The following is a 25,248-nucleotide window of genomic DNA, read 5'->3' on the forward strand; positions in this document are numbered from 1 at the left end:
TTATGTAAATATATATTCTATTGTATAATTTGCACAGTAAACAGCTACAATATGTATATCTATATAAAAAATATTATGAAAATCATATTAAGTAAAATTTTCTATTGTATAAGTGTTAAAAGCACATTATCAAAGGAGACACAGTTATGAAACTTTCAAGACTCTTTTTAATCATTTTGTTAATTGGGATTTTTTTCGTACCAGAACAGAATATTGTTAATGCAACACTTTTTAACTCAAAAAAAAGACTAATGAATTCTACAAATTTTTCTACTTGGCTTTGGAATACAAATGAAATCATAAATAATTCAGACAATATAATTGATTTTTTATCAGAAAATAAGGTTAAGACTTTATATCTTCAAATTGACTATAATTTAGATTATGATCATTATAATAACTTTATTAATAAAGCTTATGAAAATAATATAATAGTTGAAGCTTTAGATGGTTCCCCTGCTTGGGTATCTCCAGATGGAACCTTGCTTCAAAATAATTTTTTTCATTGGCTTAATGATTATCAAAAAAACTCACCAATAAATGCTAGATTTAAAGGTGTTCATCTTGATGTTGAACCTTATGGATATGATGAATACAACATTAATCAAGATGAGGTGATATCTAGATTTCAAGATTGTTTGCTAAAATCAAAAGATATTTGTAACCAACTTAACTTAAATTTAGCTATTGATATTCCTTTTTGGTTTAATGAAGTGGAATTTAACACATCTTACGGAAATGGAAATCTTGCAGAATGGATATTTAAGAATATAAAATCAATTTCAATTATGTCATATAGAGATACTGCAAATGGAGATAATGGTATCATTAAGATTACTAAAAACGAAATAAATTTAGCTAAGAGATATAATGTAAAATCAACTTTAGCTATTGAAACCACTGATGTAAATGATGGTACACACCTTACTTTCTTTGATCAAGGACAAAATTATATGTATAAAGAGTTAAATAAAGTTTATCTAAACTACAAAACTAATTCTTCTTTTAATGGATTTTCTATTCATTCTTTAGAGAGTTGGATTAATATGAAAAGTTAATTGTTATATTTTTGTATAAAAAAAATAGTAATGTCAATAATACTAATAACCACACAATTTAATAAAAGGCAATAAACTCTTAAATAGATGTTTATTGCCTTTTATTATTTTATATACACTTTTCTCTATTCTTATAATTATTAACTTAAAACAGATTGTTATTTACCACTCATTGGATTTTCTAGAATAACTTGATTTATATTCTAGCATACGATTACATATGGAACTTTACTCATTTATTTACACTTACTTATTTGGCATAAAGAAACATAAACAATAACAATAACCTCTTACAAAGTTCACATCTAGCTCTTCATTTAGCTGTTCTTCTAGCATCCCTTTAAAAGCCATGCACAAAGCACTAAATTCATCCATCCCCTTTGGTGCAATTATTTCTTCTTTAATTGTTGTACTCTCGATATTCACCAATCCATCTCTCCAACCATCTAAAAAGATTCTATATATTCTCTTTGTTGGTTCAATATCTAGCTGAGAGTATAAATCTATAAAAATATCTCTTATTGTACTTTCTGGAAGATCTCCAATATATTCTTCTTGTTCTTCTCCTATTTCTTGCACTTCTTCTATTTCTTGTGCTTCACTCAAATCTTTTTTTTGATTATCTTTAGGGCCAATACTTTCAATATAATTTGCATTATAGTCTGCATTATCATCACTATCTTCTTCATTATTGCCCAATAAAACATCCATAAATTTTTTAAAATTCATATTATTTCCTCCTTTGTTCCCCAAACTCTTCTTTTGTCTAATTTAATTATTCCTCAAAGCTAGTACACATTTTTTTGTTGAACTATATTCTTGTTAAAAAGCATTTTTAACATTATAATCTGCTCTTCACATTTCTAATGTAATTTCAATTTAATAAAACAATTATTAAAATAACAACAAATTTATTAATAAAAATATTAATCCAACAAGTTTGTTTCTGTTAAATATAATAATATTTTATCATATTATTAGTGTAATTGTAAACACAATATCGTTTTCATTATTTCTTTTTCAATCTAACAATTTAGTTTATATTTAGAACAATGTACATATTATTAACATTTTTCTAAATCACACATTTTAACATAAAAAAATAAAAACACAAAAATTATTTACTCATAGAAGTAATCATTTTTGTGTTTTTATAATATTAGCTATTATTGAATATTATACATTCCCTTACTATCCATATACTTAAATATAGCTTCTCCATGTTTTTGCTCTTCCTTTTGTATATGATTTAGCACATCACGAACTTCTGTATCTTTAAATTCAAAAATAGCTGTATCATAAGCTCCAGATACATATTTTTCTGTCATCAGCAAATCAGAACATATTTCCTTATCTGAAAAATTACCTGCTGCACTTTGTGTACTATTTGAAACTTGTGCAGTATTTTGATTTTGTTGTTGGTTAATTTGTGGAACAGTGCCACTTAATAATTGATTAATAGTGTCAAGATGACTTCTTTCAATTTGTTCATTATTCTTACATATTTGCTTTAATTGAATATCTTTTGCTTGATTTGCATAGTTAGAATACTTTTCTATGCAAGTTTCTTCATGACTTTTTTGATCTTCTAATAATAGTCTTTCTTTTTGAGTTAAATTTATTTGCAAAATAAAACACCTCCAATTCTATTTTGTTTAAATTTCATTTTTATATTCATAGCAATTACTACCATAAATCACCATTATCAGTTTAATCTTTGTGAATCTTCGCCCTAAAATTCTTATAAAAAAAAAGATAAGCTGCTATAAAAAATAACAAGCTTATCCCATATAAAGTGAAACTTTTCAGGTGGAGTTTTAACTCCACCTGAATTTAGTTGAACTTATACCCTCAAGGGGCACCCAGTCCAGGAGCGTGCAACCGTTAATCCCACTTGAAGAAAGATGAGTGTTATGGATGCTAGCTATTGGATAAAATCACTTTTAAAAATTTAATTATTGAATTGATTTAACAATCATCTTAATAATCAAAGTATCTGCTCATCCTACTTAATCTTAATAACTTAGAGCTTCCTGTTTTCTTCCACTCTTCAACTTGATCAATAGCTTCTTTTGGTGTCATTCCTGTTCCAACAAGTACTCCTAGTATTATATATTTTTGATATAAATGTTCATTATTAATACCTTCCTTAGTCTCTTCCATAGCAAGACTAACCAATGGTGTAATATATTTAACCCAATCATCTGGTGTATACTCCGATGTATCTTCTCTTATCACATTTCTCTTCATAGATGAACCAGGAGTTGTTCCTTGTGTTTGTGTACCACCTATCATATTTCCACTCATAGATGTGCCTGGTGTCATTCCTTGCATCTGTGGTCCACCTGTCATATTTCCACCCATAGATGTACCTGGTATCATTCCTTGCATCTGTGGTCCACTTGTCATATCTCCACTCATAGATGTGCCTGGTGTCATTCCTTGCATCTGTGGTCCACCTGTCATATTTCCACTCATAGATGTATTATTGTTCATGCTATTTAAAGTAAATAGATAATTGTATTTTGAAGCATGTTTTAATTCATCTGTAATTATATCAAATAACATATCTCTATATATTTCTCTAGGTAATCTTCTTCTTATAGCTCTATACCTTTCTACTGCACTTAGTTCTCCAAATAAAGCTCTTTTTATCCCCTCTAAATATGATTCAGGTGATTGAAATTTTTCTTCTTCACCTTGTGGAATTTCCATTCCTGTAAAGTCTTTGTACATTCTTCTAAATAACATATTGTGTCTACGTTCATCATCTCTTATAGAACTTATTATTTGTTTTTCATCATTAGTTGGAGCTTGACTAATTAAATAGTCATAAAACAACTCATCTTCTCTTTCTCCTTGGACTCCTTTCATTATACCTTCAAGAGTTTCCTTCATTTTGGGATTGACATTCATTTGGTTATTATACTGTTCCATCAAAATTTTACTATTCTCCTAGAAATAATTAATACACTTCTATTTTATTAATTTTATACTAATTGGTGAATTTTTGTACTATATTAAATCTATATATTTATTGATTGAAGCACATAATAAATAATGAAATTTGCTAAGTATGGAGGTAAAAAATGAAAGTATTAAAAAAAATTCTTTCTTTTACTATAATTTTCTTCACACTATCTTCTAATATAAAATGCTATGGTTTTAACCCTATAATTACTAGTTCAAATACAAGAAGTCCAGTTAATGTAGCAGTATTATTATATTCTTTTGATTACTTATATAATAAAATGATACAAAAGGATTTAGAGGATATTCAAAAAGATAATCCTGATAAAGTTAAATTCACTTTCTTTGACGGAAAAGGAAATCCAGATACACAATCACAAATTATGAAAAATATCACCGATAGTGAATTTGACCTTTTTATATTTAATATAGGTCAGAAAAGAAAGGATATAATGGATGATATTTATTTTAAACTTAAGCAAAAAAATTTGCCATTAATCTTTTTTAATTCTACAATTCCAGAATCTAGTCCTATTAAATATTATTCTAAAGTTGTTTTTATAAATATAGATTATAAAGAATCTAGCATTATGGAGGGAAGATTAATTGTAGATGAATGGAAAAATAATAAATTATCTATGGATAAGAATGGAGATGGTAAACTTCAATACATAATGTTGCAAGGTAGACCAGGTTCTAGATTATCAGCTGCAAGAACAAAGTACCCTATTTTAACAATTAATGAAGCTGGAATAGAAACTCAAGAACTTGCTTCTATCTCTGCTAACTGGGATAAAGATTTAGCTAAAAATTCGATTTCTTCAGCTTTTCTAAAATACGGAAATAATATTGAAGCAATTATTGCAAATGATGATACTATGGCTATTGGAGCTGTTGAAGCACTTCAGCAATATGGATATAACAAAGGTAATAAATTAAAATACATTCCAGTGTTTGGAGCGGACGGAACTCCTGAAGCCAAATACTTAGTAAAAGAAGGATTTATGACAGGTACAGTTTCTCAAGAAACTAAACCTGTAGCTAAAGCTCTCTATGATGTTGGAATGAATTTAGTATCTGGTAAAAATCCTACTGTTAATACTAATTTAACAGTTAATGACCAAGAAATTGCAGTACCTATAACATATGAACCTTATACTATCAATTCAAATTCATAAACAAAAGAGAAATGTTGACTAAATAACATCAGCATTTCTCTTCTGCATTAAATTCTTTTAATTCACTTTTAGAAAAGCTCTACTTCTCCATCATAAACACTTATTTGTACATCTTTTATATCTTTTCCTATATATAACTCATTTACATATTTACTACCTGACATAGCATTTTCACTTATAGTTTCATTATACAATATCAATATTTTTTGATTAGTAACATCTTTTCCATTATAACTATAAGTTTTTTTACGTGTATCAGTAGAAGTTTTTTCTTCCATATTTCCAACTAAAGTTAATGTACCTTTATCATCATAGGTATATACTTCTATATTCTTATACAATTCAAGTCCATTTGCAATTTCTAATCTAAGTTGAGATTTATTATTCAAACTTCCAGTTAAAGTAGCACCTAACCTTATATTTGTCCTTCTTTGTATATTAAATGAACTACTATTCTCTAAAATATCAGGCACACTATCTTTTATGCCTCTATACATTCCAAACTTCCCAATCTGAACCATTTTAATCAAATATGGTTCTATGTTCGTATTTACCGGCTTATTATTTAGATCAATATATGAAACAATACCAGGCCCAAATTGTAAATTTTCTATATCTATGGCCTCTTTAATTTTCACTGTAAATTCCTTATTCTCAATAGGTTGTAGAACATAACTACCACTTGTATCTAGTTTATAAACCACATCAAACTCTGGAGTTTCAACCTCAAAATTTGAATCTGTAGATTTATTTAATCCTAACCCACTCTCAAATTTTCCCTGTAAGTTAAATTTAAGTTTTGCCTTAATTGTATATGATGATGGCTTTATAAAGTTTGTAGTTTCAAAAATCTTAAATGTTTCTGAACTCACACTATATTTAAGCTTTAAATCTTGTCCTACTATTCCTGGAGTTGGATCTTGCCCTACTATAGCAGCCTTTATTAAAGGTGTACCTTCATCAACTAAGTCATTGGCAACATAATTTATGGTTTGATTTAAATTTATTGAAATTAAATTTCCATCTGTTCCTTTATAGTTTAATGTGGCATTTTGTGGCAAGCTATATGTTCCACTTTTAGTAGCTTTAAACTTAAAACTAATATAAAAAGGATCAGTTATATACTTGCTTTTATCACTACTAAGCCTATAAATTAAATCAGGAAGCTTTTGAGTATATGTGGTTCCATCAATAGTTACATCTGCCATTGATCCAGTATATTCTATACCAGCAGGGAGTGTAGCTTTTAAATTTACACCACTTATTGCATAAGTACCCTTAATTTGATCTGCAATTTCACTAAAAACATTATTAATAGCATTTGCATCTAATGCACTAAAGTATTTTCCTCCAGATGCTGTTGCTAATGCCTTCATCTTATCTGCTGAACCACCAGAACTATATGCTATATTGAAACTTGAATAATTAGCATCTTTTATCTTGACTGACATAGTTGATGCATAGTTTAAGCAATTCTGTGAAGCATCATCTGCATTACCTGGTCCATCTAGTATTGGCCCACTACTATCATCTAATTGTGTGTAATACTCATATGTAGTTACAGTTTCAGTTGTATAATACCCTTCATGCCATACTCTATTCCACCAGTATCCTGTATAATATCCATCATGCCATACTTGCTTTTGAGTATACACTGCTTTTTTCATATAAAATGTTGGTTCTCCATCAGACATCAACACAACAAATTTTTTAGCGGTAGATCCATTATTTAACATATTCAAAGCATACCTTATACCATCACCAGTATTAGTTCCTCCTTCAATATTACCATCATTAGTTTTATTTCCATAACTATCATAAGTACTTCTTTTATAGCTATTTATCTTGCTTAATAATGTAGCATTGCCAGTACTTGCAGCTGTAAGTGGCAAACTTAAATTATTATAATTTGCTTTAGTTGAATAATTAGCTATACCTATTTTCACATTACTTTCAGTTTTGAAATTGTTAATAAAATTTGTTGCTGCTACCTTTAATGCATCAATTCTAATAGTTTTGTCTGTAGAAGAAATACCATCATTCATACTTCCAGAAGTATCTAGAACAAGTACTATTTCTTTGTTTACTTTTGTGTTAACATCTCCAAATGCAAGTGAATCTGGGGTTACCTTATACTTTATCTCTACATCTTGATTTACGAGTCCCTTAATATCTAAGCTTGTAGTTGGTGTCCCTGATATAATTGTACTATCATAGGTAATTGTCATATTAGGCTTGTACACACCAGCTTTTACAAACATAAAACTTATCATCACTACTAATGAGAAAGTAACTAAAAACAAGCCTCTTCCACTTAATCTTTTGTTTTTAAAAAAATACAAACAATTCACTCCTTTCCTTGCTGATGATAATTTTTAACCCTTGCTGTTATTTCTAAATCTAGCCTTTATTGATATGGGATACTCTATGTTTTTACTGTAGCCATTTTCTTTCTTCAATATAATATAAAACTCAGCTGTCTTTACATTTCTAAGTGCCTCTCCACTATATTGAATGACCTCTGGATTACTAATTTTTATACTCTTTACATTATTTGAAATAGTTAAGTTATTTGTATTAACATTATTCCTTATAGAAAGTTTATAGTTTTTCCCACCATCTTTATAGTTATCACCCGACTCTACCTTTTCAATTGCAAATTCCTCTAGATTTAAATCACTTCCATAGGATTCAAATTTTATAGAATTTATTTCTCCTGTTAGTGAATCTCCATCTATTGATTTTATTACCGTTGCCTGCATCATAATATTACTTAATTTTTCTTGAATAGCCTGCCCTTCACTTTGCAAGTCAGATTTAATAGTTACATCTGAAATTGTTTTGTTGCTTATACTAAACATGGCCCACAGTATTCCAAGCACAGTAATCATAATAGTCATAGCAATCACTAATTCTGTTACTGTAAAACCTTTTTTCTTTCTACGAATTATCAAATCTGCCTCACATCCTTAGATAATATTTATTTAACAATCTTCCAAATCATATCTTTTACAAACTTATTTCTATCATAATCAATGGTAGCAGCAGCTTCACTACTTTGTTGTTGAGAAGCATCTATATCTTGTCTCATATGTCCAAATACAGAATTAAATACCTCTGCATTTGAAGCAGTAATCCTGTTTACTAAATCCTTATTGTATTTTATTGTATTTCCATCCCCTATTATCTCTAAATTGCCTTGTGCTAAAATAAAGCCTTCAAAATCAATATTTCCTGTTATAGTTACATTTCCTTTTGTTGCTATAAAAGCATTAAGTTTATGTACAGATGACTTTTCTGGTACATTTATTACTATGGTGTCATCCCCTTCTGTGCTAATTCCATCTTTATTTTCTGAACTTGAAGTTGAAGCTACAATTTTTATATTCTTATCACTTATTATAAATTTTTCATTATTGCTTTGTTCATTTGGCTCAACATCTACACTGCCTTTGAAGAATCTTCCATTTGCATTCTTATATTTTATAAAAGCTTCATCTTGGCTATTTGTAATCATCAAATCTTCTACTTTATCCTTTGAAGTTCCTAATGATTCATATAGATTTAATTTTTCCCAATCTTCTAATTTTTTTCCTCCAAGATTGTATACTTTTTCTGCAAATTCTTCTTTTTTATCTTTTACGGAATTTTGGCCATCTAAACTATAGCTGCTATTTACAACTTTTGTTTCTCCATTTGAATCTTTATAAACTAATGCTCCTATTGAATATATATTACTTTCATCCGGAAGCTCAATACCTCCAGTATTCACTTTATCAAGTTTATCTTTCCAATACTGAACAAAATGCTCACTCTTTTTAATAATATTATCTTCGTCTAATAACTGAAGTGGCTCATAATAATCAAATTTTTCATCATTATTAGTAGGATATGCATATGCTATGTAGTTTCCCTTTACCCCTGTAGACTCACCTGTAGTATAACCTTCTTCATTCTTAGTATTAATGTGGGCTACCCCCATAATATAAGCTTTTTTGTTAATTTTAACACTAGATTCTTTATTTCCATTTACTATAATACTACTTGATGTTCTATCTAATAATTTACTGTCAATAGTAGTTTTTGAGTCACCATAATTTATGTTCTTGTCATTAATTCCATAAAACTCATCAATTATGATTTTAGTACGACTTGCTTTCAATGTAATATCATTATCTACTATTACTTTTCCAGTATTATCACTATTCTTAACTAATAATGTTGACCCATCTGCCATAGATTCCTTTTCTTGATTTCCTGCATAAACATTCATAGCATATAAATCACCATTTATAATTGAATTTATATTATCTCTAATATTAAAAGTTCTCCCTGTAATCACATCTCCAGTAAATTCAACTTTTTCGCTAGAACTTGCATCTAAAACTATTCCTCCATTATACTTATCATAAACTCTAGATGAAATATCTCCAGTGGGTTCTCCCTGAACAAATGTATTTCCAGTAATAGAAAGATCAGAAGTTATATTCATATTCTTGCCAACAATTAATGCTTTATCTTCTAAAAATTCATAATTAGCAAGTCCACCATTACTTTCACTGTAGGCAACATCTTTATAATCTGGCACTGTTATATTATATATAGATTGAAGTTTTCTTTCATTTGTTCCATTTCTGTCTGAAGTAGTATATGAAGATGTAATTTTTATTGTATATTTTCTAGTACTATATTTTCTATCCGAACCAGCTTCTAATGTTGTGTAGGAAATACCTGCATTCTTACCTTCATCTTTATTTTTTTCAGTATCATCAACTAATAAGGTTACACTATTATTACTAAAATTCACTTGCGCATATCTCTTATCTGTATCTATTTCATTTATATTTTTAATATATTCTTTGCCTACTATACTCTTTCTAAGCTCATCCTTATTGACCTCAGTATTTATTTCATTTTTATATTTATCATCATACACATCCATATATACAAAATCATTGAATATTTTCTTAAAATATGTATCAATATTATTCTCTTCTTCTATTTGAATGCTCTTTTTAGTTTCATCTATTTTTTTATTTAATTCAATAAGTTCCTTTACCTTATTTGAATCTGTTGATTGACTTATTTGTTTTTTTGATGCTTCAAAATTTTTAAGATCATCTTTTAGCCCTTCAGCAACTTTATTGATAAAGTAATCACTCTTTTTGTATTCTTCCACTTTACTTATTGAATATTTAACTCCTGCATCAAAGTTCTTTCCTAATATCTCCTGTCCTACATCTAATCCAAGTTCTGAAGAATACAGATTTTTTATTCTTGAACTTTCATTCATTCTAGCCTTATAATCTCCAACTGTCAGTGTTAGCATTGCTGTCCCCATTGTAATTACAACTCCAGAAATAATAACTACAGAAACTAAACTAGCCCCTCGTTTTTTTCTAACCATCCAACCGCCTCCTAATTATTTCCATTAACTTTTATTTTTTGACTAGTTTGTTCAGTGAAAATAACTTTTTCCTCTCCATTTATAGGTTCTATTGCTTCAACTTTGATATCATACCATTCACTTGTTTCAGCTGGATCTCCTGAACGATTATCAAATACTCTAACATTTCCAATTTTAGTATTTACATTTACATCTAAGCTTGTTGATTTTTGCAAACTTATATTTAAAGGAATACTATCTTGATTATAAACATTCACTTCTACAGGCCTTAAACTATTTTCATCATTTATTTTTTTAACCTTATATTGTTCAAAATTTAATATTAAATTTATTTGATCATCTTTTTTACTATCTTCTACTAGTTCATATGAGGTAATTATTGAATTATTTAACCTGTCTTTAACTTCTACTATTTTTTTATTTTCTATTGTTTTAGAATTTACAACCAGTTTTAAAACATCATCTTGACTTGAATAGCTCATATAATTTTGTATGCCATTTAATTTAACTGTTATAGGACTTTCAGTTCCACTAAAAATCCCATTAAAATTAACCGTTTCAACTTTACTGCCTGCTTCTTGTGAAGTATTTTCTTCTAAATTTATCGAGGTATTTTTCGTTATTTTTACCTTTACTTTGTATCCATCCCCAGAAATTTCTTTTTCTCCTTCACTTGCTGGCGATGGAATTTCAATACCCCAAATCTTAATTCCATTAATTTTTCCTTCACTATCTGTAGTTTGTTCTATATCTTCACTTTTAATTTCTTCAAATATTTCTTGTCCCTTTAAAGCTACTGTTTGCTTTGTTGACCCATCTTTATTGCTTTTTTGGCTCACTATTAACATGGTATATATAGGTGTCATTATCATTCCAAGTATTGCAATACTTATTATCATTTCAACTAAAGTATATCCACCATACTTCTTATATTTATTTTTCATAAGTTCCACCTACTTTTTATTAACACTTATATTTTTACTATCACCATCAATTGAAACTCTTGGATCTTTTTCATCATCTCCTGTTATATCTACTCTAACTAACTTATTAGTATCATTAATAATTTTTAGCTTTAATCCTGATTCATCATTAGGATCAACTCTCTTTTCACTTGATATATTTAGAACTATATTATCTCCACTTACTACAAACTCATTGCCTAATCCAGTATAGTTCATTGGTATCGTATCTGTTGCAGCCTTGTACTTGTAATAATACTTACCATCTTTTTCAGTTAGTACTATCTCTGCTTCTTGCACATTATTACCATCTGCATAAGCATATGTACTTCTTAATTTATCATCAGATTTACCTATAATTAATGTTGATAAAACTGATTTTGAAGAGTTAACGTTAATTAAAAAATCATCTTTAGCTACTTCTGATTTTATTCCAGTTCCTGAAAGACTTCCTGTGCTAAAAGGCCTAAATTTTCCATATACATCATTTAGATTCCATTTTGAATATGTATTTAAATCATCATTTATTTTAGGTACAGAATATATTACCATTCCAACTGAACCCTTCACTTCTTCTAAACTCTTTTCTGATAAACTCATCATTAATATAGAAATTTTTCTTTCATAATTTCCAATAGCATTTAAAAACTTATTTACAGATTCATAAGTCCCATTAAAATCCACAATAACCTTAAGCTGAGTTACAGTAGTTTCTTCACTTGGTGTATTAGTTGTAGTGCTTGATGTATTATTAGTACTACTTTCTGGGCTTGTCTTTCCAGCACCATATTTACTATTAAACTCATCTACTATCTTTTGAACAGAACCTTTCCCTAAATCCTTATCTTTTTCTGATTTCTTTATAACTTCAATTCCCTTAACTTCTGTTACATCAAAAGTCATTCCCCCCTCTAATCCATTCTCTTTTAACAGTTTGTCCAATTCTAAAACTATGTGTTCCTGACTTATTGTTGGATAAAGAGGTTTAGATTTTTCATTTATTTTTGTAGTTAATACTTTTACATTGCTCTTTTTAGCTTCCAATGCATTTACAGTATCATTTGCCATATTATATTTTTGCTCAATTTCAGTTTTTGCTTGTAGTTTTTCATTTGCCTTAGTAGATAAATTTGAATATCCAAATTGATAGTAAAGCATTCCTATTCCTACAAAAGCTACAGTAAATAATCCAACTTGTTCTCTTTTATTTAGCTTCATAGTTATTCTACCTCCTTTAACACACAGGTCATATCGAAGGAATAATCTTCTCCTACAGTATTAGTCTTACTGATTTTTGTTATTTGAACACTTTTTATTTTTGATAGCTTTTTCAAATTATGTTCATATTCTCCTATAGCCTCTCTATTACTAGAAATTCCACTTATAGTTACATCATAGCCTTCTACTTTAAAATCTTTAAATGAAACTTCACTTGGAATTGCTCCACATATATCATTTAACAAATCATCTGTTACAACATCAAGTTTTCTAAGGGAAGTTGAAACACTTGATAAAGCACTTTCATATTTAGTTAAAATACTTAGTTTTCCACTTACTTCATCTGCTTCCTTAAGCTTAGTTTGTATATCATTTGCATTAAATTTTTCTGTATATTCTTTTATTTGTTTATCATAAATCATAATTTTAACTAAATTAAAAGAAACTGTTCCTATAATTATTGAAACTAATAAACCTGAAGCTAAGTAAAAATATATCTTTTCATTCTTTTTTTCTTGCTTCTTCTCTTGGTATTGACTAAAAAAGTTTAAGTCTCTCATGAATTAATCCCCCTCTATCCTTATTATTGAACCTATTGCATTAATAAAACTATCTATAGATTCACCCATATTAACTTGTGTATTTAGATCAATTTTAGAAATGCTTTCAATTTTTATAACATTCATTAATAATTTGGAGGTCATATACTCATTTAACCCTTTTATTTTAGAAGTTCCACCATAAATAAATATGTTATTTACACCTATACCCATATTTTTATTTTTGTAAAACTGTATAACTTTTTCTATCTTATCTATCCATTCATCTATTTCACCTACTATATCTCTTCCTTGGTTGCTAAGATTTTCTAAACTTAAATCTATATTATCTTTTTTATATTTCTCTAATTCATCCTTTGGAACATCTAATGATTCTGTTAAGATATCATCTAGATTTATCCCACCTGCTTTTATCATTCTTGTAAATTGTAAAATTCCTTCATTATATATGTTAACATCTAGACTTGTTGCTCCCATATCTATGAAAACAGCAACTTCTTTAGAATTGTATTCATACTCATTAATAACTTTTATATAATTAGCTAATTTATTTAATGCATTATAGTTAACATCTAATGCTAATGGTTTTAAATTCAGACTTTCTATAAGTTCATAATACCCTCTTGCCATTTTTTCCGGATATGCAATGGCACGTACACTTAATCTTTCATTGTCTTCTAATTTTTCTTCTCCTAAAATATTAGTTTGAAGTACATAGTCATCTAAATTAATAGGTAAATATTGTTGTATTTCATATCTCACTACAGTATCTATTTCATCATCTTCAACCTTAGGAATTGTAAGTTCTCTATTTATTATAGTTGTAGAATTATTTGTACAAATTCCTTCTTTAGCTGTTATAGAATTGTTTGTCAAAGCTGTTTGTAACAAATTAACTAATTTATCTTTCTTAATTATTTCACCATCTTTAATAGTTCCATCTGGAGTAGGTATTTTTATTAATTTATCTATAGATAAATTTCTTTTATAATAAGTTCCTTCTACTATTTTTATAGATGAATAGCCTATATCAAAAGCTACTACTTTTCTTTTCTTATTTGATTTTTTACTAGTTTTCTTTTTTATACTTGTGTTAGATAATTTTTTAAAATCTATGTTAGCTAAATCTTTAAGCTTTTTTAAATCTAAATTTCCTCTTCGCTTTCTAGACTTTACTCTACTTCTTCTCATAATTTCTCCCACCTGTTTACCATTATTTTTTAAGTGTATAGAGTAAAGTGTAAAGCTTGTAGAAAGCTTTACACTTTTATTTAATTTGTTATTTTATACTATTTACCATAATCAGCACTTAATGTAGGGTATACTTCTAGTGCTCCTGTTCCTGTTCCTACAGTAACTTTTATATTATTATCAGAATCCATTGTAACCGAGAACTCTTGCCCTGATACAGCTTTAGGAGTAGGATAGTTTCCTCCTGCAAGTCTATCTTTAGTTTTTGTTGTTATATTGTCTGCCTTTGTTGCTGGATCTTCTGCTAATGCTTGCGATGCTGCTTGATGAATAGTCTTAGCTGAAGCTACATCAGCTTTTACATTTGCATTTTTAGTAATTTGGCTAAACTTTGGTACAGCAATTGCAGCTAAAATTGCAATAATAGCAATAACAATAATTAATTCGATTAATGTAAATCCTTTCTTTTTCCCTTTTGTTAACCCACTCATTTTGTTTTTTAATAATTTGTTCATGAAAAATTCCTCCTAATATTTTTTATCGTTTGTTTTTTATTTATTTTTAACACACTTTGCTGTATGCATTGTGCATTATTAACTTTTACTGAATGTTACCATAACTATTGTACATCGGTAACATAACTGACATTATTATAAATCCAATTGCTATTCCCATTACGACTATCATAGCAGGCTCCATTAAGGCAACTGTTCTTTGTATTGTAGTTTCTAATTCTTCATCATAAAAATCAGCTGTCTTACCTAAAATTTCATCAATTGAACCTGTTTCTTCTCCTATTTTAACCATTGAATATAACATTTCAGGAAATATTCCTGTTGATCTCAATGAAGTGTTTAACTCTTGTCCTCTAGTAATCTTTTCTTTAACATCCAGAATAGCATTCTCTGCCACTCTATTTCCTACAACCTTAGAAACAATATCCATAGCTCCAATTAAAGGTAGTCCACTAGCTAACAAGGTTGATAATGTTCTTGTGAATCTTGATACTATAACCATCTGATTTAATTTATTTATAGCAGGTATCTTAAGTTTCATTTGACTTAAAACCAATGAACCTTTTTCAGTATTAAAATAATATCTTAAACCAAAAGCAATTCCTGCAATTACAACCACAATAAGTATGGCATTCTTTGTTAAGAAATCTCCACTTCCTAATAGAAGTTTCGTTGACCATGGTAAAACTGTTCCACTTTGCTCAAAAATCCCCTTAAATGTTGGCATTACATAAACAAGTATGAATACTACTGCCACTATTGCAACAAATCCTAAAACTATTGGATATACCATAGCATTTTTAACTTTATTATTTACCTTGTTTTCTTTTTCGTAGTGATTTGCCATTCTCTCCATTATGCTTGTCAAAGTACCACTTGCCTCTCCAGCCTCTACTAAATTAATTAAAAGATCTGGGAAAACATTTTTTTGCTTTTTCATAGCTTGTGATAAAATTCCCCCTCTTTCAACCTCTTCTTCAATTTCTACTAAGGCTTGCTTTAACTTTGGCTTTTGAGGCTGCTTGGCTAATATATTCAAGCACGCTAATATAGGTACCCCTGCATCTAACATGGTATAAAATTGCCTACAAAAAACTGAGATATCTTTTAAACTTACCCTGCTATTAATTTTAATTTCAATATTTGCACTTTCAATTATCTCTTCAACCATTAAAGGATAATATCCATTAGCTGAAATAAATTCTAAGACCTCTCCTTTAGATTGTGCTTCATGAATTCCTTCTGTTTTTTCTCCTTCAGAATTCATTATCCGATATTTAAATCTAGACACTCATTTTTCACCCCCTTTAAATTAGCTCTTCTTAATCCTTAGTCATAGTTACTGCAAATAATTCATCTATTGTTGTTATTCCTTTTAACACTAACTTTTTACATTCATCTGCTAATGTTGTCATCCCTTGAGATTTAGCTATATCACCAAGTAAATCTGAACTTTTTCCTAAATTTATAGCTTCTCTAAGTTCTCTAGATACTTCTAATACTTCATATATACCTATTCGTCCTACATAACCTGTGTTGTTACAATATCCACAGCCTGTACCTTTATTCAGTATTAAATGTTTATCTTTATCAACTCCAAGTATCTCTTTTTCATAATCAGTAGCTTCAAATCTTTCTATACAATTTGTACATACTTTTCTAACAAGTCTTTGAGCTATAATCCCAACAACTGAAGCTGAAACCAAATATGGTTTTATTCCCATATCAACTAGTCTTATTATTGATGATGGTGCATCATTAGTATGTAACGTACTAAGAACTAAATGTCCTGTAATAGCGGCTTTTGTTGCTATTTCAGCAGTTTCATTATCTCTAATTTCTCCTATCATCACTATGTCAGGGTCTTGTCTTAATATACTCCTAAGACCACTTGCAAATGTAAGTCCAGCTTTATTATTTACACTAACTTGATTTACTCCATTTAATGTGTACTCAACAGGATCTTCAACCGTAATTATATTTACATTATCATCGTTAAGTTCGCTTAATACTGTATATAATGTTGTTGACTTACCACTTCCTGTAGGTCCAGTAACTAGTACTATTCCATGAGGACTTGAAATTATTCTATCTATTGTTTCAAGATTCTCTTTGCTCATGCCAAGTCTTTCTCTTCCAATATTGCCACTAGAAGTATTTAGTATTCTAATAACTACCTTTTCACCATACACTACTGGCAAAATTGAAACTCTCAGGTCAATGTCTTTTCCATCAACATTTACTACTATTCTTCCATCCTGTGGAGCTCTTTTTTCAGCTATATTTAATCCTGAAAGTATTTTGATTCTAGTTACTAATGGCCCCTGACTATCTATACTAATGCTATTAACAGTCTGCAATTTACCATCTATTCTATATCTTATTCTTATCTCATTTTCAAATGGCTCAATATGAATATCTGACGCCTTCATTTCTATTGAATTTTTAAATAAGTAATCTACCATTTTAACAACTGGTGCATTTTTTACATTATCTAAATCTTCAACACTTACTTTAGCATTTTTTGATTCAGCACTTTCCCTTGAAAGAGCTTGTGCTGCAATACTAACTTGCTGACTACTGTAATATATTTCAACAAACTTTTTAATATCATCTTTAGTTGTTATAAAAGACTCTATCTCAAATCCAGTTGATATAGCAACATCATCTATTGCATAAATATTTAATGGATCAGAAAGTGCAATTTGTATTTTATTATTTTCAAAGCCAAAAGGTATTAATACATATTTATCACAAAGATTTTTAGGAATTATACTAATAGCCTTCTTATCAAAATCTATTACATTTAAATCTACTCTTTTAATACCTGTTTGTTGTTCAATAGCTTCGATTATGTCATTTTCTGTTATTATTTTACTTTCTACTAATATTTCTCCTAGCTTCTTTCCAAGGGCTTTTTGCGACTTTAATGCTTCTTGTAATTGATATGCAGTAATTTTTCCTGCATTTACAAGAATATTACCCAGTCTCCTTTTTTCAGCTGCCATCCCTTGTACCACCTCTTTTCCTTAGATAAATAAACTCAAATAAGTTTTTATAATCTCTGCTCCATATAACAAGGAAACTATAGTTCCCATTGCTATAAATGGACCAAATGCTATTTTCTCTTTTGCCTTTTTTAATTTTAATAACAAAACAATCGCTCCAACTATCCCACCTATCATAATGGATAGAAATAATCCTAAAATGATTCCTTTTACACCTAAAAACAATCCACAAACACTTGCAAGTTCTATATCCCCTTCTCCCATTCCTCTAGTTAAAAATACTATTGTTCCTATAATTACAAATGCCATTGATGCTCCTAGAATATAGTCCTTCATTTCTGCCTTATATATAAAAACTTCTATTATTAGAAATACAACTCCTATAACTCCCCCAAAAACTGTGGTGCTTGTAAATATATACTGAGTATCATAATCTATCATAGAAATCACTACTAATAAGGATGCTAATAAAAAGTATTTTATTGTAATTAAGGTCAATCCAAACTTTAAATAAATCAATAGATAAAGTGCCATATTAAGAAATTCTATTAAAGGATATCTAGCAGAAATATTTGTATTACAATATCTACATCTTCCTTTTAGGAATATATAACTAAGTATTGGAATTAAATCTTTGGCTCCAAGTCTATGGTTACAATTTGAACAATGTGATGGTGGAAATGATATTGATTCTTCTTTAGGAATTCTATAAATACATACATTTAAGAAACTTCCTATTAATAATCCTAAAATTCCTATTAACCCATATTCCAAATTTTCACCTCTTATTCTCTTTGAGAGCCTTACTTATGCTTAAACTAAATTCATTTCAAACTATTAACTATATTTTTTCAGTTTTAATCTAATTTAATTTGTTTTTGCTTTTCAAGCTCACCATATTTTCGTATGTATTTCTACATTACTTTATACTTTTATAAGTTTTTTTGTCGAATTTTCATTTTGTATTTACTTTTAATTATTTTTATTATTTCTCATCCACATCTCATATTCATCCATTGAAATTATGTCATTACTAGCTAATCTTTTTAAATCCATTTCCATAGTCTGCATTCCAAATTTACTTCCCATTTGAATGAAACTATTTATTTGCTCAAAATTACCTTCTCTAATTAAATTCTTTATACTTGGTGTGCAAACCATAATTTCCATAGCTGCACTTCTTCCTATGCCAGAACTGTTTGGTAACAAAACTTGAGAAACAACACCTTTAAGCAGTGACGATAACTGAATTTTCACTTCATTTTGATATTCTCCATCAAAAGAATTTACAATTCTATAAATACTATTAGCTGCTCCCATATTATGTAGAGTTGAAAAGACTAAATGTCCTGTTTGTGCTGCTCTTAAGGCTATTTCTATGGTTTCAGGATCTCGCATCTCCCCTACTAAAATAACATCAGGATCTTGTCTAAGTGCAGCTCTAAGTCCCATGGCATAACTTTGAGTATGTTCACCAATTTCTCTTTGGTTTACCATAGATTTTTTTGTTTCATAAATATATTCTATAGGTTCTTCTAAAGTGATTATGTGCTTTTCTTTATTCTTATTGATTTCGTTTATCATGGCTGCAAGTGTTGTACTTTTACCTGAACCTGTTGGTCCTGTTACTAAAACAAGACCATCCTTTAATTCTGTAAAAGCTTTTAATGCAGTTGAATCTGCTATATCACCTAAGTTAGGTATTTTCTCCTTAACAACTCTCATACATAATGAGTAACTATCTCTACACTTAAAAGCATTTACTCTTAAATTACATATTCCTTTTCTATTGTATTTAAAGTCTATTTCACCTTTTTCCATAAACTCTTGGAATCTTTCTGGCGCTAAGTCTTTTATATATTCTTTTACTACTTCATGTTCAACTATTTCTTTATGCACAGGTACCAATTTCCCATCCACTCTTGCCATTGGAGTTAAACCTGAAGTTATATGAATATCTGATACACGTTTTATGTCTATCTCATCTAATAAGCCATCTATCTTTGCCATAACTCTCCTCTTCCTTTTATAAAAATTCGTTAGTCTTTAGTTTGTTTTGTCAAACAATATATATTCATAATTTTATTTTGTATTTATCATAGTATTTTATCGAAATACAAATATAATTCTTTATATATTTATTATTTTTATAAATTGAATCAAAATAAAGCAAAAAAATAAGCTAGTATTTACATACTAGCCATAACTTTCTTTACTCTGATTTTCTAAGCCAACCTGCTGGCACCCTTTTTCCTCCAACAAAATATTTGCCATCCTTATATTCTAATTTAAATTTATCTCTAGAGCTATTCCCCATATTTTGTTGTACAACTTCAATATAGTTCTCTCCTACTTCTGATATTATTACAACATGTCCATATGTAGTATCAGTAAAAACTAACAAATCATCTGCTTTAGGCTTTTCATCTTCTCCATTTTTATATTGAATTAATCCTCTTTTTTCATTTAACTTACCATGTCCTACATTTACATCAAAAAAGTCCTTAGCATTTCCAAAGCCATCAGACATTTTATGTCCCTTTGCATCATAAAAGAATCTTTTTATATATTCCACACATTGCCACTTATATCCATAATAGTATCCATCTTTACTATAACTTTTACCATGATTCTCTGTATAATCTTCTCCATTATAATAAACATCTACCCCTTTATAGCTATCTAAAACTTCTCCTATACCTCTTTTTTTATCTTCAATATGCTGACTAATTTTTTTATAGCCATAAATCCCTCCACCTATCGCTATTGTAGCCACCAGTAAAAACACTATCACTTTATATATTTTCTTCATTATTTACTTTATCCCCTTCACTTTTTTTAGATTTTTACAATAAAAAATGGGCTAGCATTTAACACTAACCCACTTATCACTATAATATTAACTATTAAAAATCTTATCAAATCTCTTTTGTATTATATCATAAATAATATAAAATGAAATATATTTTATTACTCTTCAGTAGTTTCTTTCTTTATTGTTTCTTCTTTTTCTACTTGATTTTCATGTTCATTAGATGTTTTGCTTAAATCAACCCCAAGCCTCTTCATTGATTCTAATGATGCTAACATTTCAAACACATTTCCAGATTGCCCATTTGCACCCCCCATATTAACTACTGTTTGAGGTGTTATAGGAGATTTTGATTCTGCTAAAGATTTTGCCATAACAGTAAATATCTTTTCCTTTAATGGATATTCTGGATTTCCATATGCATTAACTTGACACTCTATGGCTTCAGCTTGAGCCTTACCTATGTTTTCAATCTTATTAGCCTCAGCTAAACCAATAGTTCTAATCTTTTCTGCTTCTGCTGCTGCTAGAGTTTTAATTTTTTGTGCTTCTTGTTCTGCTTTTCTCGCTTCAGCTTCTCCTCTATTAGTTTCAACTTGTATATTAATTGATGAAGCAGTTAAGTTGCTTTGTTGTTCTGCTATAGCTTGTGCTTCTTTTAATTTCTTTTCTGCTACTGCAGCTTTTTGTTGACTTTCAAATGTTTTAATTTTTTCTTCTGCTACTTGTCTTTCTCTTAACTGTTCAAGAATAATATCCATTTTATCATCATTTGCTGGGCTCTTTGGCGCACCTATTAATACATCTTCAAGTTCAAGGTTGTAGTTTAAGAATTTTTGTCCCATTTCTTCAATTGCAGAAGTCTGTAGTACTGCACGATCACTTATAAGTTGTAATAATGTTTTATCTTGTGCCACGTTTCTAAAATATGCACTTACATATGGGTCAAGAGTTTGATTAACAAGTTTCTTCATATCACCAAATCTTTGAATTACCCATGGAGCTTTATCACAGCTTATATGAATAACTACTGATAATGGCAATAATGGTTCAAAGGCATCCTTTGTTATTAAATTAATCTCTGCAAGTTCACTATCATATTTATGATCCCCTGCCTCATCAAACCATTTAAGCATAATATTTATTGTAGGAACTAATCTTATTTCTCCTGCTTGTGTATTAAATGGATAAAGTCCAGGCATTAATGGTTTTTCCCACACACCCTTACAACCTTCTTTAACAAGAGTTCCATGTTTATAGTTATCCCCTGAAGTATCCTCTCCTTTATCTCCTGTATAACTTACAACTACTCCAACATATCCCACTGGAACAAGAGTTTTAGGAACATATTCTATACTTGCAAATAAACGGTTTATTGCAAAACTTCCTGAAGTTAGTACTTGTAGTTGTTTACCTCTATATCCGCCACCATCTAAAAACTTTTCTGCATCTTGGAAATTGTTATGATAGAATGAATCATTTTTTGTTCCTCCAACTATAGGAGCAATTATTTCTCCATTTGGAATAGATGGCCCATCATGTACTGTTACTATACCTATAACATCCTTTGTATTAGCATAATCAGAATTGTTATTTCCACTTCCTGATATAACTACAAGGTTAAATCCATCTCTTGATGCTATTTTATTTCTCATTTCTTCTATTACAGATAATTCTTCATTGTTTCCTAATGGTAAGTAGTAAGTTTCCTTGCTTGTAAGTACTATAAATTGGCTTACATTAATTGCATATACTCCAGATGGAAGTACTTCTAATTGTGGACCTTTATATCCACTATTTAATAAAAATCCTTTAGCATCTTGGAAGTGATTAGATTCTTCTACTTTTCTTCCAAATAACTGAGTTTGTGGCAGCACTTGTCCACTTCTTGCGAATACATAACCAATTTCCCCTTGAGGAATAGTTATTAATGGGAATTGATGGACCTTATACTTTAATGCTGACTTGAAATGAATACCTCCACGAAGTACATCTGGTAAGAAACCAGCTTCTCCATTTAATGCAATGATCCCATCCTTTAATGAACCTCCATTAGACCACCAACGTTCAACAACTGCAAATTTGTTATTTGGAATAATTCTTAACCCAAGTATATATACTACAAAAAGGTATAATAAAATTGTTGCAGCTATAGACCCTCCAACCCAAAAAATTATGTTCATCTTATCCATTTTAAAACGTCCTTTCGCTTTTGAAATTTTGACTATTTAGTTAAAATATATGGAAAATTGGTTTAAATATGAATCTATTGTATGTTATGCTTAATACCACGTCAATAGCTGTTTTTTCAAGGTTTCTTTCATGTAAAGCTTTAATAACTTCCCGATTTATTTATAGCATCGATTATCTTCACCAATCATATTTATATTTACCTTATATATAGTGAAGATTCTACTAATACTCTTAATAAAAATTTAGGGATAACTAACATTTGAAAAAGGAAGGCTCAAGGCAAGCCTCACTTTAATATTGTGAGACTTGCCTCTTCTTAATTTTACATATTTTACTTTATAATAATGGATCTTAAATTTTCACTAGATTTCTTAATTTCCTGCATAGAATGATAGATACCATAAATATTCGCACTTTGCTCTTCTGTAGAAGCTATCATTTCTTCTGTTGCTATTGACTGTCCTTCTGAAATAGATGCAATACTTTCAGATTCTAAATTTATTTTTGCAAATATAGAAGATGTATTTTTAATCATACTTAGCTCATTGGTTATGTTTTTGTCTATATCCTCAAAACATAATTGTATTTTCTTAAAGCTATCATTTACTACTCTTACTATATTTTCTCCTTCTTTTGTAGCAGCATGTCCACCTTGTACTTTAATAACAACATCCTGTGTTTTTGCTTTTATATCATTTATTATTTTACTAATTTCTCCTACTGTACTTGAAGTTTGCTCTGCTAATTTTCTTACATCATCAGCTACAACTGAAAATCCTTTTCCATATTCTCCAGCTCTAGCTGATTCAATTGCTGCATTTAATGCAAGCAAATTAGTTTTCTTTGCTATTTGAGTTATACTTGATAAAAAGTTATTTACTTGATCCATATTTTTTTCAAGTTCTTCTACTGTAACAAGAGCCTCTATAACCGATGTGTTTATTATCTCCATTTGTTTATCCATAGTAAGTATTTTTTCTGACCCTTCAACAACTACCCCATTGGCATTACTTGAAAACTCTGAAAGCTGTTTAGATGAATTTAATACCTCTTTTATCTTCTTTTCTGCATCATTCATCATTTGACTTATATTATTAGTGCTTTGGGCTTGCCCAATTATTCCTTTACTTATTTCTTGAACTGAACGTGTAATTCCTTCACTTGCAATATGAACAACTTGTAAATTCATGCTACAATTGTTTACATCATTATCTAGTTGTGCTGTATTAGCTTTAATACTATCTAAAGTGTTTTCTAAATTTTCAAGAAGATCATTTGAACGTCCCTTTTCCTCATTAGTTGATAAAACTAACTCTCGCCCCCACATAGCAACAAAAAATAAACCAGCAGCTGAAAATGTAGCAAATACCAAACTTATTACAAAACTTTGTAAATCCATTACATTTTTTGATATATAAAGAATTATAAATACACTTAAATATCCAATATAATTTATTATAACTATCCACTTATCCATATAAATTGCCGCATAACTTATCCCTGCTAAAAGCATAACTCCAGATAAATTTGGCATAACAAACATTATATATGCAACCATAAAAAACATTAATAACACTAATAGATTTTTACTTATCCTCAAAAAACCTTTTTTAAAGTTCAAAAACCATACTATTGGTAAAACTACCAAATCTATAAAAAAATTAGTATAATCAGGATAAATTTTAAAACAGCTTAAAAAAAACGATATAATCATTGCACTTACAACTATTTTAATTACAATCTTATTAATCTTTTCCTCAAAAATCATCATAGCATTTTTATCACCCATATATCCTCCCCCCAAAATAAAACCCTTTCATTTCGTTATATTACCCAAATATCCCTTTGTCTGATTTTATCATATTTTTTTAGCCTCATTCAATAGAGGTTGATATACAACAAATACATAAATTACCTTCTAAAATATTTATAATAATAAAAAAGGGCTAATACTTAAAAGTACTAACCCTTATTAATATATTTTTTACCGATTGCAATATTGGTTTAGTGAATTAATATCCCACAAGAACTATTGCCACCAAATGTTCTTTCAGATTATAACACAAGAAACTTAAATTGTGAACCCTTTTTATTAACTTCTCTTACGATAACCTTAATTATTTTCATTTCTTTAGGCTAATTATTCATTTATAAGAATTATTTTAACTTTAATCTA

The 25,248-nt window shown here is 28.9% G+C and carries 20 protein-coding genes; 2 read left to right on the forward strand and 18 right to left on the reverse strand.

Annotated elements, in window-relative coordinates; translation table 11 throughout:
• Positions 1-146 precede the first annotated feature (146 nt).
• A complete protein-coding gene (locus tag NNC19_RS08350; protein ID WP_310938175.1) occupies positions 147-1,058 on the forward strand; it encodes a hypothetical protein in 912 nt (303 codons plus the stop codon).
• A gap of 246 nt (positions 1,059-1,304) precedes the next feature.
• On the opposite strand, the gene NNC19_RS08355 is transcribed toward NNC19_RS08350, so the two are convergent.
• The 3 genes from NNC19_RS08355 to NNC19_RS08365 form a co-directional block, all read right to left on the reverse strand.
• Complete coding sequence (locus NNC19_RS08355; RefSeq protein WP_310938176.1) at positions 1,305-1,787, reverse strand: hypothetical protein; 483 nt, start codon at positions 1,785-1,787, stop codon at positions 1,305-1,307.
• A gap of 437 nt (positions 1,788-2,224) precedes the next feature.
• Positions 2,225-2,686: a spore coat protein gene (locus tag NNC19_RS08360; RefSeq protein ID WP_310938177.1), complete on the reverse strand. Its 462-nt coding sequence runs from the start codon at positions 2,684-2,686 to the stop codon at positions 2,225-2,227.
• Between the two features lie 352 nt (positions 2,687-3,038).
• A complete protein-coding gene (locus NNC19_RS08365; RefSeq protein ID WP_310938178.1) occupies positions 3,039-3,956 on the reverse strand; it encodes a ferritin-like domain-containing protein in 918 nt (305 codons plus the stop codon).
• A 191-nt stretch (positions 3,957-4,147) separates the two neighbouring features.
• Between NNC19_RS08365 and NNC19_RS08370 the strand changes: the two genes are divergently transcribed.
• The gene (locus NNC19_RS08370) at positions 4,148-5,206 is read left to right on the forward strand and encodes a galactose ABC transporter substrate-binding protein (RefSeq protein WP_310938179.1); all 1,059 of its coding nucleotides are present in this window, start codon (positions 4,148-4,150) and stop codon (positions 5,204-5,206) included.
• A 68-nt stretch (positions 5,207-5,274) separates the two neighbouring features.
• On the opposite strand, the gene NNC19_RS08375 is transcribed toward NNC19_RS08370, so the two are convergent.
• From NNC19_RS08375 to NNC19_RS08445, 15 genes are all read right to left on the reverse strand, one after another.
• Complete coding sequence (locus NNC19_RS08375) at positions 5,275-7,548, reverse strand: vWA domain-containing protein (RefSeq protein ID WP_310938180.1); 2,274 nt, start codon at positions 7,546-7,548, stop codon at positions 5,275-5,277.
• Positions 7,549-7,581: 33 nt separating this feature from the next.
• Positions 7,582-8,160: a type II secretion system protein gene (locus NNC19_RS08380; protein WP_310938181.1), complete on the reverse strand. Its 579-nt coding sequence runs from the start codon at positions 8,158-8,160 to the stop codon at positions 7,582-7,584.
• 26 nt (positions 8,161-8,186) lie between these two features.
• A complete protein-coding gene (locus NNC19_RS08385) occupies positions 8,187-10,613 on the reverse strand; it encodes a hypothetical protein (protein ID WP_310938182.1) in 2,427 nt (808 codons plus the stop codon).
• An 11-nt stretch (positions 10,614-10,624) separates the two neighbouring features.
• A complete protein-coding gene (locus NNC19_RS08390) occupies positions 10,625-11,557 on the reverse strand; it encodes a prepilin-type N-terminal cleavage/methylation domain-containing protein (protein ID WP_310938183.1) in 933 nt (310 codons plus the stop codon).
• A gap of 9 nt (positions 11,558-11,566) precedes the next feature.
• Positions 11,567-12,793, reverse strand: coding sequence for a pilus assembly protein PilO (locus tag NNC19_RS08395; protein ID WP_310938184.1), 1,227 nt, complete (start codon positions 12,791-12,793; stop codon positions 11,567-11,569).
• A gap of 2 nt (positions 12,794-12,795) precedes the next feature.
• On the reverse strand, positions 12,796-13,353 hold the full coding sequence (locus NNC19_RS08400; RefSeq protein ID WP_310938185.1) for a PilN domain-containing protein: 558 nt from the start codon (positions 13,351-13,353) through the stop codon (positions 12,796-12,798).
• Positions 13,354-13,356: 3 nt separating this feature from the next.
• Positions 13,357-14,544, reverse strand: coding sequence for a pilus assembly protein PilM (gene pilM / locus NNC19_RS08405; protein WP_310938186.1), 1,188 nt, complete (start codon positions 14,542-14,544; stop codon positions 13,357-13,359).
• A gap of 98 nt (positions 14,545-14,642) precedes the next feature.
• Complete coding sequence (locus tag NNC19_RS08410) at positions 14,643-15,059, reverse strand: prepilin-type N-terminal cleavage/methylation domain-containing protein (protein ID WP_310938187.1); 417 nt, start codon at positions 15,057-15,059, stop codon at positions 14,643-14,645.
• Between the two features lie 85 nt (positions 15,060-15,144).
• Positions 15,145-16,350, reverse strand: coding sequence for a type II secretion system F family protein (locus NNC19_RS08415; protein ID WP_310938188.1), 1,206 nt, complete (start codon positions 16,348-16,350; stop codon positions 15,145-15,147).
• A 31-nt stretch (positions 16,351-16,381) separates the two neighbouring features.
• Positions 16,382-18,067 carry an ATPase, T2SS/T4P/T4SS family gene (locus NNC19_RS08420; protein WP_310938189.1) on the reverse strand — a complete coding sequence of 562 codons (1,686 nt, stop codon included), beginning with the start codon at positions 18,065-18,067 and terminating at the stop codon, positions 16,382-16,384.
• Between the two features lie 21 nt (positions 18,068-18,088).
• Complete coding sequence (locus tag NNC19_RS08425) at positions 18,089-18,841, reverse strand: prepilin peptidase (protein WP_310938190.1); 753 nt, start codon at positions 18,839-18,841, stop codon at positions 18,089-18,091.
• A gap of 198 nt (positions 18,842-19,039) precedes the next feature.
• The gene (locus NNC19_RS08430) at positions 19,040-20,077 is read right to left on the reverse strand and encodes a PilT/PilU family type 4a pilus ATPase (protein ID WP_310938191.1); all 1,038 of its coding nucleotides are present in this window, start codon (positions 20,075-20,077) and stop codon (positions 19,040-19,042) included.
• A gap of 202 nt (positions 20,078-20,279) precedes the next feature.
• Positions 20,280-20,879, reverse strand: coding sequence for a CHAP domain-containing protein (locus tag NNC19_RS08435; protein ID WP_310938192.1), 600 nt, complete (start codon positions 20,877-20,879; stop codon positions 20,280-20,282).
• Positions 20,880-21,037: 158 nt separating this feature from the next.
• Positions 21,038-23,071 carry an SPFH domain-containing protein gene (locus tag NNC19_RS08440; protein WP_310938193.1) on the reverse strand — a complete coding sequence of 678 codons (2,034 nt, stop codon included), beginning with the start codon at positions 23,069-23,071 and terminating at the stop codon, positions 21,038-21,040.
• Between the two features lie 332 nt (positions 23,072-23,403).
• Entirely contained in the window at positions 23,404-24,861 is a 1,458-nt protein-coding gene (locus NNC19_RS08445; protein ID WP_310938194.1) for a methyl-accepting chemotaxis protein, read from the reverse strand.
• Positions 24,862-25,248 lie beyond the last annotated feature (387 nt).

The organism is Clostridium sp. SHJSY1 (genome assembly GCF_031626875.1).
Taxonomy (GTDB): domain Bacteria; phylum Bacillota; class Clostridia; order Clostridiales; family Clostridiaceae; genus Clostridium.